General features: G+C 37.6%; 12 protein-coding genes and 1 pseudogene. 10 read left to right on the top strand and 3 right to left on the bottom strand.

From position 1 onward, the window contains the following. Positions 1-4 precede the first annotated feature (4 nt). The 6 genes from ACFFHT_RS06155 to artM all read left to right on the top strand — a co-directional run bounded on the left by ACFFHT_RS06155 (position 5) and on the right by artM (position 5,664). The gene (locus ACFFHT_RS06155; protein ID WP_382374471.1) at positions 5-1,255 is read left to right on the top strand and encodes an MFS transporter; all 1,251 of its coding nucleotides are present in this window, start codon (positions 5-7) and stop codon (positions 1,253-1,255) included. Positions 1,256-1,408: 153 nt separating this feature from the next. Continuing rightward, positions 1,409-2,662, top strand: coding sequence for a serine hydroxymethyltransferase (gene glyA / locus ACFFHT_RS06150; protein WP_382374469.1), 1,254 nt, complete (start codon positions 1,409-1,411; stop codon positions 2,660-2,662). 166 nt (positions 2,663-2,828) lie between these two features. Then, positions 2,829-3,557 (top strand): arginine ABC transporter ATP-binding protein ArtP, encoded by a 729-nt coding sequence (gene artP, locus ACFFHT_RS06145; RefSeq protein ID WP_382374467.1) that lies wholly within the window; start codon positions 2,829-2,831, stop codon positions 3,555-3,557. A 21-nt stretch (positions 3,558-3,578) separates the two neighbouring features. Next, positions 3,579-4,301, top strand: a complete 723-nt coding sequence (locus tag ACFFHT_RS06140) for an arginine ABC transporter substrate-binding protein (RefSeq protein ID WP_382374465.1) — start codon at positions 3,579-3,581, stop codon at positions 4,299-4,301. 5 nt (positions 4,302-4,306) lie between these two features. Beyond that, the gene (gene artQ, locus ACFFHT_RS06135) at positions 4,307-4,978 is read left to right on the top strand and encodes an arginine ABC transporter permease ArtQ (RefSeq protein ID WP_382374463.1); all 672 of its coding nucleotides are present in this window, start codon (positions 4,307-4,309) and stop codon (positions 4,976-4,978) included. Further along, positions 4,978-5,664, top strand: coding sequence for an arginine ABC transporter permease ArtM (artM, locus tag ACFFHT_RS06130; protein WP_382374461.1), 687 nt, complete (start codon positions 4,978-4,980; stop codon positions 5,662-5,664). Before artQ ends, artM begins: the two co-directional genes overlap by 1 nt. Before the next feature lie 20 nt (positions 5,665-5,684). Here artM and ruvX read toward each other — a convergent pair whose 3' ends face one another. From ruvX to rsmE, 3 genes are read right to left on the bottom strand one after another with little or no spacing between them, the layout of a single operon-like run. Further along, positions 5,685-6,104, bottom strand: a complete 420-nt coding sequence (ruvX, locus tag ACFFHT_RS06125) for a Holliday junction resolvase RuvX (protein ID WP_382374459.1) — start codon at positions 6,102-6,104, stop codon at positions 5,685-5,687. Continuing rightward, positions 6,104-6,664: a YqgE/AlgH family protein gene (locus ACFFHT_RS06120; protein ID WP_382374457.1), complete on the bottom strand. Its 561-nt coding sequence runs from the start codon at positions 6,662-6,664 to the stop codon at positions 6,104-6,106. Before ACFFHT_RS06120 ends, ruvX begins: the two co-directional genes overlap by 1 nt. A 19-nt stretch (positions 6,665-6,683) precedes the next feature. After that, the gene (gene rsmE / locus ACFFHT_RS06115; protein WP_382374455.1) at positions 6,684-7,415 is read right to left on the bottom strand and encodes a 16S rRNA (uracil(1498)-N(3))-methyltransferase; all 732 of its coding nucleotides are present in this window, start codon (positions 7,413-7,415) and stop codon (positions 6,684-6,686) included. Between the two features lie 138 nt (positions 7,416-7,553). Here rsmE and tpiA point away from each other — a divergent pair, with 138 nt between their 5' ends. The 4 genes and pseudogenes from tpiA (at position 7,554) to ACFFHT_RS06095 (ending at position 13,448) form a co-directional block, all read left to right on the top strand. Beyond that, the gene (gene tpiA, locus ACFFHT_RS06110) at positions 7,554-8,321 is read left to right on the top strand and encodes a triose-phosphate isomerase (protein WP_382374453.1); all 768 of its coding nucleotides are present in this window, start codon (positions 7,554-7,556) and stop codon (positions 8,319-8,321) included. Between the two features lie 483 nt (positions 8,322-8,804). Beyond that, a pseudogene (locus ACFFHT_RS06105) lies at positions 8,805-8,996 on the top strand (POTRA domain-containing protein); the annotation flags it as partial. A gap of 6 nt (positions 8,997-9,002) precedes the next feature. Beyond that, entirely contained in the window at positions 9,003-10,205 is a 1,203-nt protein-coding gene (locus ACFFHT_RS06100) for a ShlB/FhaC/HecB family hemolysin secretion/activation protein (protein WP_382374451.1), read from the top strand. An 87-nt stretch (positions 10,206-10,292) separates the two neighbouring features. Next, a complete protein-coding gene (locus ACFFHT_RS06095; RefSeq protein ID WP_382374449.1) occupies positions 10,293-13,448 on the top strand; it encodes a two-partner secretion domain-containing protein in 3,156 nt (1,051 codons plus the stop codon). The last annotated feature ends 180 nt before the right edge of the window (positions 13,449-13,628 follow it).

The following is a 13,628-nucleotide window of genomic DNA, read 5'->3' as shown; positions in this document are numbered from 1 at the left end:
AGATATGGATGTAACACCTCACACTAAGCACAATTCATTCTGGACATTAGTTTTTTGTGCAGCAATTATTTTATTAATTACTTCGGGAGTTCGATTGTCACAAGGGGTATTTGTACCGCCTTTGTCGCAGTTAGAACACCTTAGTATTGTTGGAATTAGTTTTGCTTTAGCGGTAAGTCAATTAATGTGGGGTGTTTCCCAACCCATTATGGGAGCTTTAGCGGATCGTTTTGGTTCGTTTAAGGTGTTGTTAGTGGGAGCTTTATTATTATTTTCTGGTAGTATCATTTTTCCATTTTGGGTAAGTCAAACAGGCCTGTTAGTGACGATAGGACTACTATTAGCATTTGGCTCTGGTGCTGGTAGTTTTTCTGTATTGATTGGTTTAGTAGCTAATCGTATTCCAAGTCGATTCCAAGGCGTATCTTCTGGAATTATTAATGCGGGGAGTTCATTTGGGCAATTCTTATTTGCACCAATTTTGCAGTTTTTCATTACCTCGCCGATTTTTGGTTGGCGTGGCGCAATGGTATTTTTGGCAATATCTGGATTATTAACTATCCCATTGGCCTATCTATTAGTACGTAAACCAAAATATAGTATTACGCAATCAATTCCTGATAAACCAGTCAAACAGCATTCTCACACACCGAAAAGTGGATTAAAGAATGCTTTACGCATTGCTTTAGCGAATAGAAGTTACCAATTATTGCATTTAGGTTTTTTTACTTGTGGTTTTCATATTGCTTTTTTAGTGACTCACTTACCAGTTGAAGTGACCTTGATGGGACTAAAATCAGATGTGGCATCTTGGTCATTAGCCTTAATTGGTTTATCTAATGTCGTAGGAAGTTTATTTATAGGTTGGTGTGTTGGGCATTTCTTAAGTAAATATATTCTATTCTGGATGTATTTATCTCGAGCTTTACTAATTGGTCTATATTTAGCCTTGCCAGCCACACCGTTAACTTTTTATTGTTTTGCGATTGGTTTAGGATTGACTTGGTTAGCGACAGTTCCTCCAACAGCAGCGACAGTTGGTAAGCTTTTTGGCGTAAAATATTTAGCAACTTTATTTGGTTTAACACTTTTTACTCATCAAGTAGGTGCTTTTTTAGGGGCTTACATAGGAGGATTAGTTGTAGATCATTTTGGTCAATATCAATATATGTGGTATGCCGATATGGTATTGGCGACATTAGCAGCTTTGTGGTGTTTACCAATTAAAGAAAAATTAGTAACAGAATTACAATGATAAATATTATTTCAATTTATAGGAATAATATTATGTATGAACAGTTTTCATTATGAAGATGAAAAAATAGCGATAAGATTTTAATTACACCTTGTAAATAAATAGGTACACTTAATAACCTTCCATCATCATTTTATTAGAGAGGAAATCCTGATGTTAAAAAGAAGTATGAATATTGCCGATTACGATCCAATTTTATGGCAAGCAATCCAAGATGAAGATCGTCGTCAAGAAGAACATATCGAATTAATTGCTTCTGAAAACTATGCTAGCCCACGTGTAATGCAAGCACAAGGCTCACAATTAACCAATAAATATGCGGAAGGTTATCCGGGTAAACGTTATTACGGTGGTTGTGAATATGTTGATATTATTGAACAACTCGCGATTGATCGTGCGAAAGAACTATTTGGTGCAGATTATGCGAATGTACAACCTCACTCAGGTTCACAAGCGAATGCAGCAGTTTATATGGCGTTACTTGAACCAGGTGATACAATTTTAGGTATGAGTTTAGCACATGGTGGACATTTAACTCACGGTGCATCAGTGAGCTTCTCAGGTAAAATTTATCATGCAGAGCAATATGGTATTACTGATGAAGGATTAATTGATTATGATGCATTACGTCAACAAGCTTTAGCCGTAAAACCAAAAATGATTGTTGGTGGTTTCTCAGCATACTCACAAGTTGTTGATTGGAAAAAAATGCGTGAAATTGCCGATGAAGTGGGTGCATATTTATTCGTTGATATGGCTCATGTTGCAGGTTTAATTGCCGCAGGTGTTTATCCAAATCCATTAGAGTATGCCCATATTGTAACAACAACAACGCATAAAACATTAGCTGGTCCTCGTGGCGGTTTAATCTTAGCAAAAGGCGGTTCAGAAGAACTCTATAAGAAATTAAATAGTGCGGTATTCCCAGCGGGTCAAGGCGGTCCATTAATGCACGTTATTGCGGCGAAAGCGGTTTGTTTCAAAGAAGCTATGGAGCCAGAATTCAAAGCCTACCAGCAACAGGTGGTAAAAAATGCACAAGCGATGGTGGAAGTCTTTAAGCAACGTGGTTATGACATTGTTTCAAATGGGACAGAAAACCACTTATTCCTTGTTAACTTAGTGAAAAAAGGCTTAACGGGTAAAGCAGCGGATGCAGCATTAGGTCGTGCCAATATTACTGTGAATAAAAATGCAGTGCCAAATGATCCGAAAAGTCCATTTGTTACATCAGGTATTCGTGTAGGTACACCATCCATTACTCGCCGTGGTTTCAAAGAAGCTGAAGCTCGTGAATTAGCTGGTTGGATGTGTGATGTTTTAGATGATATCGAAAACGAAGCGGTAATTGAAGCTACAAAAGAGAAAGTGCTTGCAATTTGTCGCCGCTTACCAGTATACGCTTAATCATTCTTTCTTAGCCCTCTCTTTTAGAGAGGGCTTTATTTTTCTAATCAATTTCTTTTTTAAACCAATCAAACATCGACTTCTTACGATATATTTTGTTGAATAGGTATGCAAAAAACATTAATATATTTGCATTATTGCCAATCTTAATTTAGAGCATATCTTAATGACAATCAGTATTAAAAATGTGAACTTTTTTTATGGTTCCACACAGGCTTTATTTGACATAAATTTGACCGCAGAACAAGGTGATATTGTGGTTTTACTTGGGCCAAGTGGAGCAGGGAAAAGTACATTGATTCGCACGTTAAATTTACTTGAAGTGCCAAAAAGCGGAGAGTTAGTGATTGCGAATAACCGTTTTGATCTCTCAACCAATAACGATCCAAAAAAGATTCGTCAATTACGACAAGATGTAGGAATGGTATTCCAACAATATCATCTTTGGCCACATATGACAGTGATACAAAATTTAATTGAAGCGCCAATGAAAGTGCTTGGATTAAATGAAGATGCTGCAAAACAGCAAGCCTTAGGTTTATTAAAACGTTTACGTTTAGAAGCACACGCTGATCGTTTTCCATTACATTTATCAGGTGGACAACAGCAACGTGTTGCAATCGCACGAGCGTTAATGATGAAACCACAAGTGTTGCTTTTTGATGAACCAACAGCGGCATTAGATCCTGAAATTACAGCACAAGTTGTTTCTATTATCCAAGAGTTACAACAAACAGGCATTACACAATTTATCGTTACCCACGAGGTTAATGTTGCTCGTAAAACAGCAACGAAAGTGGTGTATATGGAACAAGGGCGGATTATTGAAGTGGGCGATGCGTCTTGCTTTGAAAATCCACAAACTGAACAATTTAAGCAATATTTATCACACTAAGATCCTTACAGGAGAAACACAATGAAAAAAGTATTATTAGCGAGTTTATTATTTGGTGCTGCAGTTGCTGCAAACGCACAAACCATTACTTTTGCAATGGAACCAACTTATCCACCTTTTGAAAATACCAATGAAAAAGGTGAAATTATTGGTTTTGATGTTGATGTTGCCAATGCAATCTGTAAGGAGATCAAGGCTGAATGTAAATTTACTAGCCAATCTTTTGATAGCTTAATTGCAGGTCTTAAATTTAAACGTTTTGATGCTGCAATTTCTGCAATGGATATTACGGAAGAACGTGCAAAACAAGTGAGCTTCTCTGATCCTTACTACGATAGTTCTGCAAGTTTTGTGGCAGCAAAAGAAGGCGTAACGTTAGAAAATGCAAAAAATATTGGCGTACAAAACGGAACCACTTTCCAACAATATGTTGCAGCAAAAGCAAAACAATATAACAGTAAACCATATTCAACATTACAAAATGCGATCTTAGACCTTAAAAATGGTCGTATTGATATTATTTTTGGAGATACTGCGGTATTAGCTGAATGGATTAAGAGTGATAAAGCAGTTCACTTTGTAGGCGATAAAGTAACTGATAAACAATACTTCGGTAATGGCTTAGGTATTGCAGTCAACAAAAATAATACAGAGTTATTGCAACAGTTAAATAAAGGTTTAGCTGCAATTAAAGCAAATGGTCAATATCAAGCAATTTACGACAAATGGATGTCTGGTAAATAAGAACAATGTTTGCTGATTTTATTCAATTAATGTTTTCCGCTACCCTAATAACCTTAGGGTTAGCGGTTTCTTCATTGATACTGGGATTAATTTTATCCATTATTTTTGTGGTACTTGAAACCAATAAAATTCGTTGTATTCGTCAAACTACTTCAGTTATCGTGACATTATTGCGTGGTTTGCCAGAAATTTTAGTGGTGTTATTAATTTTCTTTGGTTCAACCCAAGTCTTATTTATCTTAACTGATGAATATATTGAGTTTAGTGCCTTTTGGTGTGGAACGGTTGCTTTAGCAATTATTTTTGCAGCATATGCTTCTCAATCACTGCGTGGTGCAATACAAGCTATTCCTTTGGGACAATGGGAGTCTGGTGCAGCATTAGGTTTAAGCCGTCCACAAACATTTGTACGCATTGTGATGCCACAAGTTTGGCGACATGCGTTACCAGGATTAAGTAATCAATGGCTAGTTTTATTAAAAGACACTGCGTTAGTATCATTAATCGGGGTGGATGATTTAATGCGTCAAGCCGAATTAGTGAACGCGAGTACGCATCAACCATTTACTTGGTATGGCATTGCGGCCTTACTTTATTTGGTCATTACGTTAGTAAGTCAGGTCGGTATCCGTAAGTTGGATCTTTACTTTACACGTTTTGAACGGGAGAAAGGCTAATGACATACGATTACTTTCAGACCATTGCACAAGGTATTCCAACCAGCCTTTTATTAACTGTAGTCGCATTGGCGATTGCTTTTGTTATGGCATTGGTATTAACGTTTTTATTAGCATTGAATAATAAAATTATCAGTCGTATTGTTAATACTTATATTACGCTGTTTACGGGTACGCCTTTATTAGTACAATTATTTTTAATTTATAGTGGTCCTGGTCAATTCCAATGGATTGTTGATAGCCCATTCTGGAGTTTGTTATCTAATGCTTGGTTCTGTGCAATGTTAGCATTAGCGTTGAATAGTGCCGCCTACTCAACCCAACTTTTTTATGGTGCGGTAAAAGCGATTTCAAAAGGGCAGTGGGAAAGCTGTGCTTCATTAGGTTTATCGCGAGCCCAAACGTTAAAAATCTTAATCCCTTATGCGTTAAAACGTGCATTACCATCCTATACCAACGAGATCATTCTGGTATTTAAAGGAACGTCTTTGGCATCTACTATTACGATTATGGATATTATGGGATATGCCAGACAGCTTTATGGGACAGAATACAATGCGTTATTAATTTATGGTTTGGCTGGGGTAATTTATTTAGTGATTACTGGTATTGCGACTTACTTATTACGTAAATTAGAAAAACGTGTATTAGTATTTGAACGTTTAGAAGTATCTAAATCATCCTAATCTTATCGGGGATGAAGATATTATCCCCGATTTTCAAACCAACTCTCCAAAATTAAACACGCAGAAATTGAATCAATTTTGCCTTTGTTCAAAGCACGAAATCCTCCTCTAGCAAAAATCTCAGATCTTGCTTCAGTCGTTGTAAGGCGTTCATCTTGTAATTCAACTTTTACACCAAAGCGACCATGTAAACGATTAGCAAATTTTTTCGCACGTTGCGTGATTTCTTGCTCAGTGCCATCCATATTTAATGGCAGTCCTACCACAACGATATCAGGTTGCCATTCATCTAAGCACTTTTTGATCGCTTCCCAATTAGGTGTACCGTCTTGTGCTTTGAATGCTGGTAATGCTTGAGCAGTTTGCGTAATACTTTGCCCGATAGCACACCCAATACTTTGCGTGCCAAAATCAAAAGCAATGATCGTTAAATTATCCATTATGCATTTCCCATTTCGTGACTTAATGAATAACGTTGTTGAATACCTAACAGATGATTAGCTGCATCCCAACGTTGATCAAAAGGTAATTCAAATAAAATTTCGCGAGTAGCAGGAACTGTTAACCAAGCGTTTTGTTTTATCTCATTGGCTAATTGATTGGGTTCCCATAAAGCACAACCTAAAGCAATCAGATAATCCTTTGGACCTCGTTCTCCTCCAAGTGATAAAAGTACATCTGAAGATGTTGTGAGAAAAAGATCATCTGTTACGGCAAAAGAGTAACGATATTTTTGTGAACTGGCAGAATGTAATACAAATCCTTGTTCCATATTGACTGGACCACCAGCAAAAATTAATTTTTCAGGATAATGTTGTTCAGTCGGAATAAAGTGGTTCATCTTAGCCATCATTTCCGCTAACGTTAAATCAGTAGGCTGATTAATCACAATGCCCATCGCACCTTGCTCATTATCTTCACAGATATAAACAACGGTACGTTGAAAAAAGGGATCATCAAGATCGGGCATTGCCACAAGAAATTGATTTTGTAATGTCATAATATTCCTTCAAACTAAATTACAGATCGCCAAAACAGACTTGTAATGCACTAATCGCAACTAACGAGGCTGTTTCGGTGCGTAATACACGTTTTCCTAGTAATACTTCGGTAAAACCTTGCTGTACAGTAAGCTCGATCTCTTGTGCAGATAAGCCACCTTCTGAACCAATCAATAAACGCACGCCCTCTTTTGGTAGAGTGGCGAGCTGTTTAATAGATTGCGTCGCACGAGGATGTAAATTGAGTTTGAGCATACCGTCATTCTCAGCACACCAGTCTTGTAGTTTCATGAGAGGACGAATTTCAGGCACAATATTGCGACCACATTGTTCGCAAGCAGCAATGGCAATTTTTTGCCATTGTTGGATTTTTTTCTCCGTACGTTCTGCATCTAATTTTACGCCACAACGTTCTGACCATAGTGGTGTAATAATTTTTACCCCTAATTCAACCGATTTTTGAATGGTAAATTCCATTCTTTCGCCACGTGAAATCACTTGCCCTAAATGAATAATAAGCGGGGATTCACGATCATCAAAAACAGCAGGTTCAAGGGCAACAGAAATCTGTTTTTTACTGATATCACTGATTACAGCGGGGTAAATATGATTGCTGCCATCAAATAATTCAAGTCGCTCGCCTACTTGCATACGCAAAACACGCCCAACATGATGAGCAGCCTCTTCACTTAATTGACAGTAAGTTTGATTGGTTAAAGATTCAGGGTGATAGATACGTGGTATTCTCATAAGGTTTCTAATAGTTTCGTGATTTATTATCGGTTATTGTAAAAAATTATCGCTTTTTTTGATATATCTCTAAGGATTTTTGTCTATTTTTGCTATAGTAAGCGCCGTTATTTTTTGAATATGATCAAGGAGAAAATTATGGCTCGTCGTCCTTTAGTAATGGGCAACTGGAAATTAAATGGTAGTAAAGCATTTACCAAAGAATTAATTAATGGATTAAAAGCAGAATTAGCCGATGTTGAAGGTTGTGATGTTGCGATTGCTCCGCCAGTAATGTATCTCGCAGAAGCAGAAGCTGCATTAGCTGGTAGCAAAATTGCATTAGGTTCACAAAATGTTGACCTTAAACAATCTGGTGCATTTACGGGTGATATTTCTGCCACTATGTTAAAAGATTTTGGTGCGAAATATATCATTATTGGTCACTCAGAGCGTCGTGCATATCATCACGAAAGCGATGAATTTATTGCACAAAAATTTGCTGTATTAAAAGAGCAAGGTTTAGTACCAGTGCTTTGTATTGGTGAAAGCGAAGCGGAAAATGAAGCAGGTAAAACCGAAGAAGTGTGTGCAAGACAAATTGATGCCGTATTAAATACCTTAGGTGCAGAAGCGTTCCTTGGTGCAGTGATTGCCTATGAACCAATTTGGGCAATCGGTACTGGTAAATCAGCAACTCCAGCACAGGCACAAGCAGTACACGCATTTATTCGTAGCCATATTGCGAAGAAAGATGCAAAAGTTGCAGAACAAGTTATCCTTCAATATGGTGGTTCTGTAAATGATGCAAATGCAGCAGAATTATTTGCAATGCCTGATATTGATGGTGCATTAGTTGGTGGAGCATCATTAAAAGCACCAGCTTTTGCAACGATTGTTAAAGCAGCAGCAAAAGCGAAAAATTAATAAAAGCGATCATTAATCTTCCGAAACCGCCAGTTTGGCGGTTTTTTTGTTGCCAAAACTTGTACTATTCTGTTGATGACTTGGACTAAATCTTACAGAGGCGTATCACTTTTGAAATTAAAACAAAATTTTTGTGACTTAACTCACTGATTTTAAATTTATCGATTTAATGTAAAGAAAATAAGGTTATGATGATGAAAGGTTAATCATGATGTTGTGATTTTCTTACATTTCTATAAATTTCTTTTTGGTTTAATTATTTCGAGGTATCTATGGGAATTCACATGCGTTTATTAAGTATGCTGGTTTGTAGTGCATTAGCCGCGAGTGGTTATGCGGAAACAGCCTTACCAACACATCCTACAACCGCCTTAGGGGGGGGGTAAAAGTGATTTAACATCGTCATCTTCTTCATCTTCTCAGCTATCAGTACCGCGTTCAGCTTCACTTTCAGGCCCCCAATCTTTTTACTTACAAGGTCTTCAATTTGCAGGAGAAGGGATTTCACCTCAAGCCTTACAACAACTCACCGAAAACGATATTGGCAAAACCGTAACATTAAGTGAATTACAAGCGATAGCCGATAAGGTATCAGCTTATTATCGAACACAAGGTTATCTTGCAGCGACTGCCTTTATTCCACCACAACAAAGTCAACATGGCATTATTACGATAGGCGTGATGTTAGGGAAATTAGATGGTGTAGTCGTCGCCAATCAATCACGTTTAAAAGATGAGGTGATTGCAAAGTATGTGAGTGCATTACCACAGGGTGAATACTTACAACAAGAATCGGCAGAACGCCTGTTACGCCGCCTTAATCGCTTATCAGGGATTACAACCCAAGCAGGCTTACAAGCAGGACAGACAGTCGGGGGAACGGCGTTACAACTATTGTTAGCCGATACACAACGGATTGATACCTTAGTCTATACCGATAATTATGGTGGTGAATTTAGCGGACGTTATCGACTAGGTGCACAGGTGACGGTAAGTAATGTGACAGGCGTTGGAGATAAAGTGTATCTCGGTGGATTAACGACCAATCACGATATGCATAACTACCAAATAGGTTATGAACGTCCGATGGGATTAAACACACAGTTAGGTATGAGTTACAGCCGATTAGACTACAACCTTGGAAGCAGTTTCCGTGAGATTGATGCAGTGGGGATAGCGAACACCTTTAATCTCTATGGTAAAACTGCTGTTATCGATAATCGCCATCAATATTTAAGTGTGATTTACGGCTATACCTATCGCCGTTTAACCGATGAAATGCGGGCATTTGATTATCTCGAAAAGAAACGGAGTCATGCGGCGAATGTGGGTATCAGTGGTTTTTACCAAACTGACAATGCCCAACTTAATTATGAGTTGATGTACACCTATGGGCATGTGCGTAATCAATTCCAACGCAGTGATAGCGAAGGTGCTTTCCATAAATTTAACCTCGATATCAATCATCTTTATCAATTCCATCCAACGGTACAACTTTACAGTGGGGTACAAGCCCAATTAGCGAATAAAGCGTTAGATGGCAGTGAACAGTTTTATCTGGGTGGACCGAATGGGGTCAGAGCTTATCCACAAGGTGAAGCGAGTGGTGATACGGGCTATCAAGCGACAGTCGAACTGCGTTATCTCGTTCCACAATTACCTAATTTAACAATAAAAAGTTTTATCGACTGGGGTGCAGTGAAAACAAAAGCAACTGCACAATGGCGTCATCTTGCTGGCTGGGGGATCGGTGCGGAATATGCTCAACCGAATAACTGGTTAGTTAGGGTGAGCTATGCAAGGAAACTTGATGGCGAAGCTAACCGTTCTAGTCGAACAAATCATGATGGACAACTTTGGTTTCAAGTCGTGAAGAAATTCTAGTCATGATGAAATGGACAGAAAAACCAGACCAAACCCAATAGAAATAGACCAACACAACCAGACCAAAAGACCAATAGGAGCAATGTTATGAATAGCAGACACACAGTGCATCCCGTAAAACGTATGAACAACATTCAACACACTAACAAACCACTACATCGAATTGCCAAGAGAACAACACACAAGAAAAGTCAACTACCACTTTTTACCTTAGGCTGCCTGATTGTGTTACAGGCAGTAAATGCGTATGCGTTACCACAGGGCGAACAACTTCAAACCAATAACGCTACCTTTGACCGCACTCAGCAACAATTAACGATAAAAGGAAATCATAGCAAGGCAAATGTGGCGATTAATTGGGACAGTTTCTCGATTGCGAAAGGCGAAACGGTCAATTTTCAACAGATGAATGCGGTGTTAAATAATGTGACTGGCAGTCAAGCGAGTCAGATTGATGGCAACTTAAATGGGGAGAATGTCAAAGTCTTTTTAGTCAATCCCAATGGGATAACGGTGAGCAAAGAGGCGAGCATTAATGTTGGTACACTCCATCTTTCCACTCGTCAGTTAGATAAAGATACATTAAAAAATTTTAATGGCGAATTAACTGTATTAACCCCAGAGCAAGGTAAAACCTTAACCAAAGATGTGGTGAACCTTGGGCAATTAAAGGCCGATTCCTTGATAGTCGAAGGCAATCGGGTGATTTTGGGGACAGATACGCTGAAAGGGGTGAAAGAGGTAACGAGTGAGGATAAAAACGTTACCATTCCAGAGGGGAAGGTCAAAGTAATTACGCATGATTTAAGTCATAAGGTTTTAATTGCAATAGGTGGACATGAAGATATTCAAGAACGTGAAGGAGAAATGAAAAACCAAAACTTGATTATTCATCAAGCGGTCGATGAACAAGATGATTTAGTGAGTATTGGTAAGATATCCGCAGATGGGGATGAGAGAAGCATGAGAGCAAAAGATTATGCCAGTGTGGAGACGCAGCTTACTTTTACAGGTATTAATTTGAATAATGATAGTTCCCAAACGATTCAAGCTTCTTTCCCTGTGGATACCTTATATGACTTACAAAATATTAATGCGAATTTAACCGCTAACTATTATTTAACAACAGATATTAAAGCAGAAGAAACTAAAAATTGGCATTTTTCATTAGAAAGAAAGAGTAATGAAGGTTTTATGCCAATAGGTAGTGAAAGTTCACCTTTTAAAGGAACATTTGATGGTACAGGTCACAAAATTAGTGGATTAATGATTAATCGTGATCGGGACTATGTGGGGTTATTTGGTAATATTGATAGACGAACAATTACTAATCCTTTTGGATATGATTTTGAAAATGCACATCAAATTTTATTAAGAAATATCACTTTAGAAGGGCTATCTATTAAAGGAAATAGTATAGTTGGGGGACTTGCAGGAAAAGTTAGTTATGGGCAAATCAGCCATGTTGATACTACAGGAGATATCTATGGATATGGTGATAGTTCTGTGGGAGGTATTATTGGTCAGATGTACGGAGGTTATATTAGTAATGTTAGTTATCATGGAAATGTGATGGCTCATAATGGAAGGAATGTGGGAGGAGTTAATGGTTTTTTAGATTATGGTTCTATAAATAATGCGGAAGTAATAGGAGACGTATCTGGTAATTCTTCTGTAGGAGGAATAGTAGGAACAGGATCGCGAATTCTTGTAAATAATGCTCATAAAATTGGTAATGTATATGGTGATGATGAGTATGTTGGCGGAATTGCAGCTGGAGCTGGAGGTGATTTATTTAAAATTGATATATTACATTCTTATGTGATAGGAGATATTAAAGGAACATATGGTGTTGGTGGGTTAGTAGGAGATGGACAATTCGGTACTATTGATGATTCTTATGTAATAGGTAATGTAACAGGAGTTGGAGGAGTTGGGGGGTTAGCTGGATTACAGTATAAAGTATTGAATTCATATTTTCAGGGTAAAGTAATAGGCAAAGAAATTTACGTTGGAGGGCTAGTTGGACAAGGATTTATTGTTAATAATGCTTATGTAGAGGGAAATATTGAGAATGCAGGAAATTATACAGGAGGTATAATGGGAAATCTTCTCAATTCTCCAAGAGATAGTAATACTTATGGTCATATTACTAATACTTATATCAAAGGAGATGTAAAAGGAGTTCAAAATGTTGGGGGATTGATAGGTAAAATAGATGACAATGGTGATGGGGTTGAGATTAAATATACTTATATTATCGGAAAAGTAGAGGATGCTAGTGGTGTTATCAATAATTTTGTTGCGGAAATAGGTAATGGAACAACTATTACCGATTCTTTTAAAGAATCATCTGATGGTGATGTAATAGGCTTCCGTGCATGGGATGATAATAGCTCCACACCAATGACCTTAACGCAATTTAATGCAAAATTCCAAGAAGTAGTAAATGCAGGTGGGGATGAGGTTTCGGCAAATTGGAAAATCTATAAAGATGGTGTAACACCATTATTAACCTATTGGTTAAAACCGATAACCGTCACCACTGACAGAATTAACTACACAGGTAATAATCTTACCGCAGCCGATCTGCATTATGATATTGAACAGCCTGATTTAAGTAAGATTTTATTTAATCAAACTATCAAAAATGCAAGTAGTAATAGCTATAATCTGGCGGATATTTTATACAGTGTGCAACAGGGTTATAACATTACGGCGAACTCCTTGTTTATTGATAAAGCGCCATTAGTGATAAGCGCCAATCAAGTAACAATAAATAAAGGCGAGCCATTACCTGCTTTATCGGGTTCAGTAACTGGGTTGTTAGGGAATGACAGTGTAAGCCTATTTGGTAGTACGTTATTTAATGCACCAACAGCCGATATTTATCAAGTAGGCGACTATCCAATTTGGGGCACGTTTGGAAATAATGATTGGATGAATAACTATTATTTGGTACAAGCCCCATCTAATGCAACCGCATTACATATTAAAGCTGTTGAAGTCGAACCAATCGAGCCAGTAACAGTGCAACCAGAACCAAATCCTGTGATTAAGCCAATTTCTCAACAAATGATTGAACAATGGCGTAGCACAGTGAATTATATGCAATGTGTAAATCAAAAAATGCACCATCAAAGCCCATGGGAAACATTGCTTTGTAAACCAGATCCAGTGGAGTATCCTGCCCAACAGCCAACAATTAGAGTTCACCAACCAGCGGTATTAACAGAGCTATAAAGCGTTATAAACTAGGTAAAAATAAACCTCATATGCAACGTATGAGGTTTATTTAGTTTGTCGATAAAGTAATTAATGTGATTTAGTTAACAAACTGATTATGAATTATCATTCATAACTAACTAATCTAACTTATAGTCAAAAGCTATTTGCCTTTAAACATAATTTCTCCTATTAATG

Source organism: Gallibacterium melopsittaci, from assembly GCF_042433085.1.
Classification (GTDB): Bacteria; Pseudomonadota; Gammaproteobacteria; order Enterobacterales; family Pasteurellaceae; genus Gallibacterium; species Gallibacterium melopsittaci.
Note: the sequence above shows the minus strand (reverse complement) of the source record. Positions and strands in the feature narration are given on the sequence as shown.

Coding starts and splice junctions, on each gene's coding strand:
- ACFFHT_RS06155 (WP_382374471.1), top strand. CDS start 5: ATGGATGTAACACCTCACACTAAGCACAATTCATTCTGGACATTAGTT.
- glyA (WP_382374469.1), top strand. CDS start 1,409: ATGTTAAAAAGAAGTATGAATATTGCCGATTACGATCCAATTTTATGG.
- artP (WP_382374467.1), top strand. CDS start 2,829: ATGACAATCAGTATTAAAAATGTGAACTTTTTTTATGGTTCCACACAG.
- ACFFHT_RS06140 (WP_382374465.1), top strand. CDS start 3,579: ATGAAAAAAGTATTATTAGCGAGTTTATTATTTGGTGCTGCAGTTGCT.
- artQ (WP_382374463.1), top strand. CDS start 4,307: ATGTTTGCTGATTTTATTCAATTAATGTTTTCCGCTACCCTAATAACC.
- artM (WP_382374461.1), top strand. CDS start 4,978: ATGACATACGATTACTTTCAGACCATTGCACAAGGTATTCCAACCAGC.
- ruvX (WP_382374459.1), bottom strand. CDS start 6,104: ATGGATAATTTAACGATCATTGCTTTTGATTTTGGCACGCAAAGTATT.
- ACFFHT_RS06120 (WP_382374457.1), bottom strand. CDS start 6,664: ATGACATTACAAAATCAATTTCTTGTGGCAATGCCCGATCTTGATGAT.
- rsmE (WP_382374455.1), bottom strand. CDS start 7,415: ATGAGAATACCACGTATCTATCACCCTGAATCTTTAACCAATCAAACT.
- tpiA (WP_382374453.1), top strand. CDS start 7,554: ATGGCTCGTCGTCCTTTAGTAATGGGCAACTGGAAATTAAATGGTAGT.
- ACFFHT_RS06100 (WP_382374451.1), top strand. CDS start 9,003: ATGTTAGGGAAATTAGATGGTGTAGTCGTCGCCAATCAATCACGTTTA.
- ACFFHT_RS06095 (WP_382374449.1), top strand. CDS start 10,293: ATGAATAGCAGACACACAGTGCATCCCGTAAAACGTATGAACAACATT.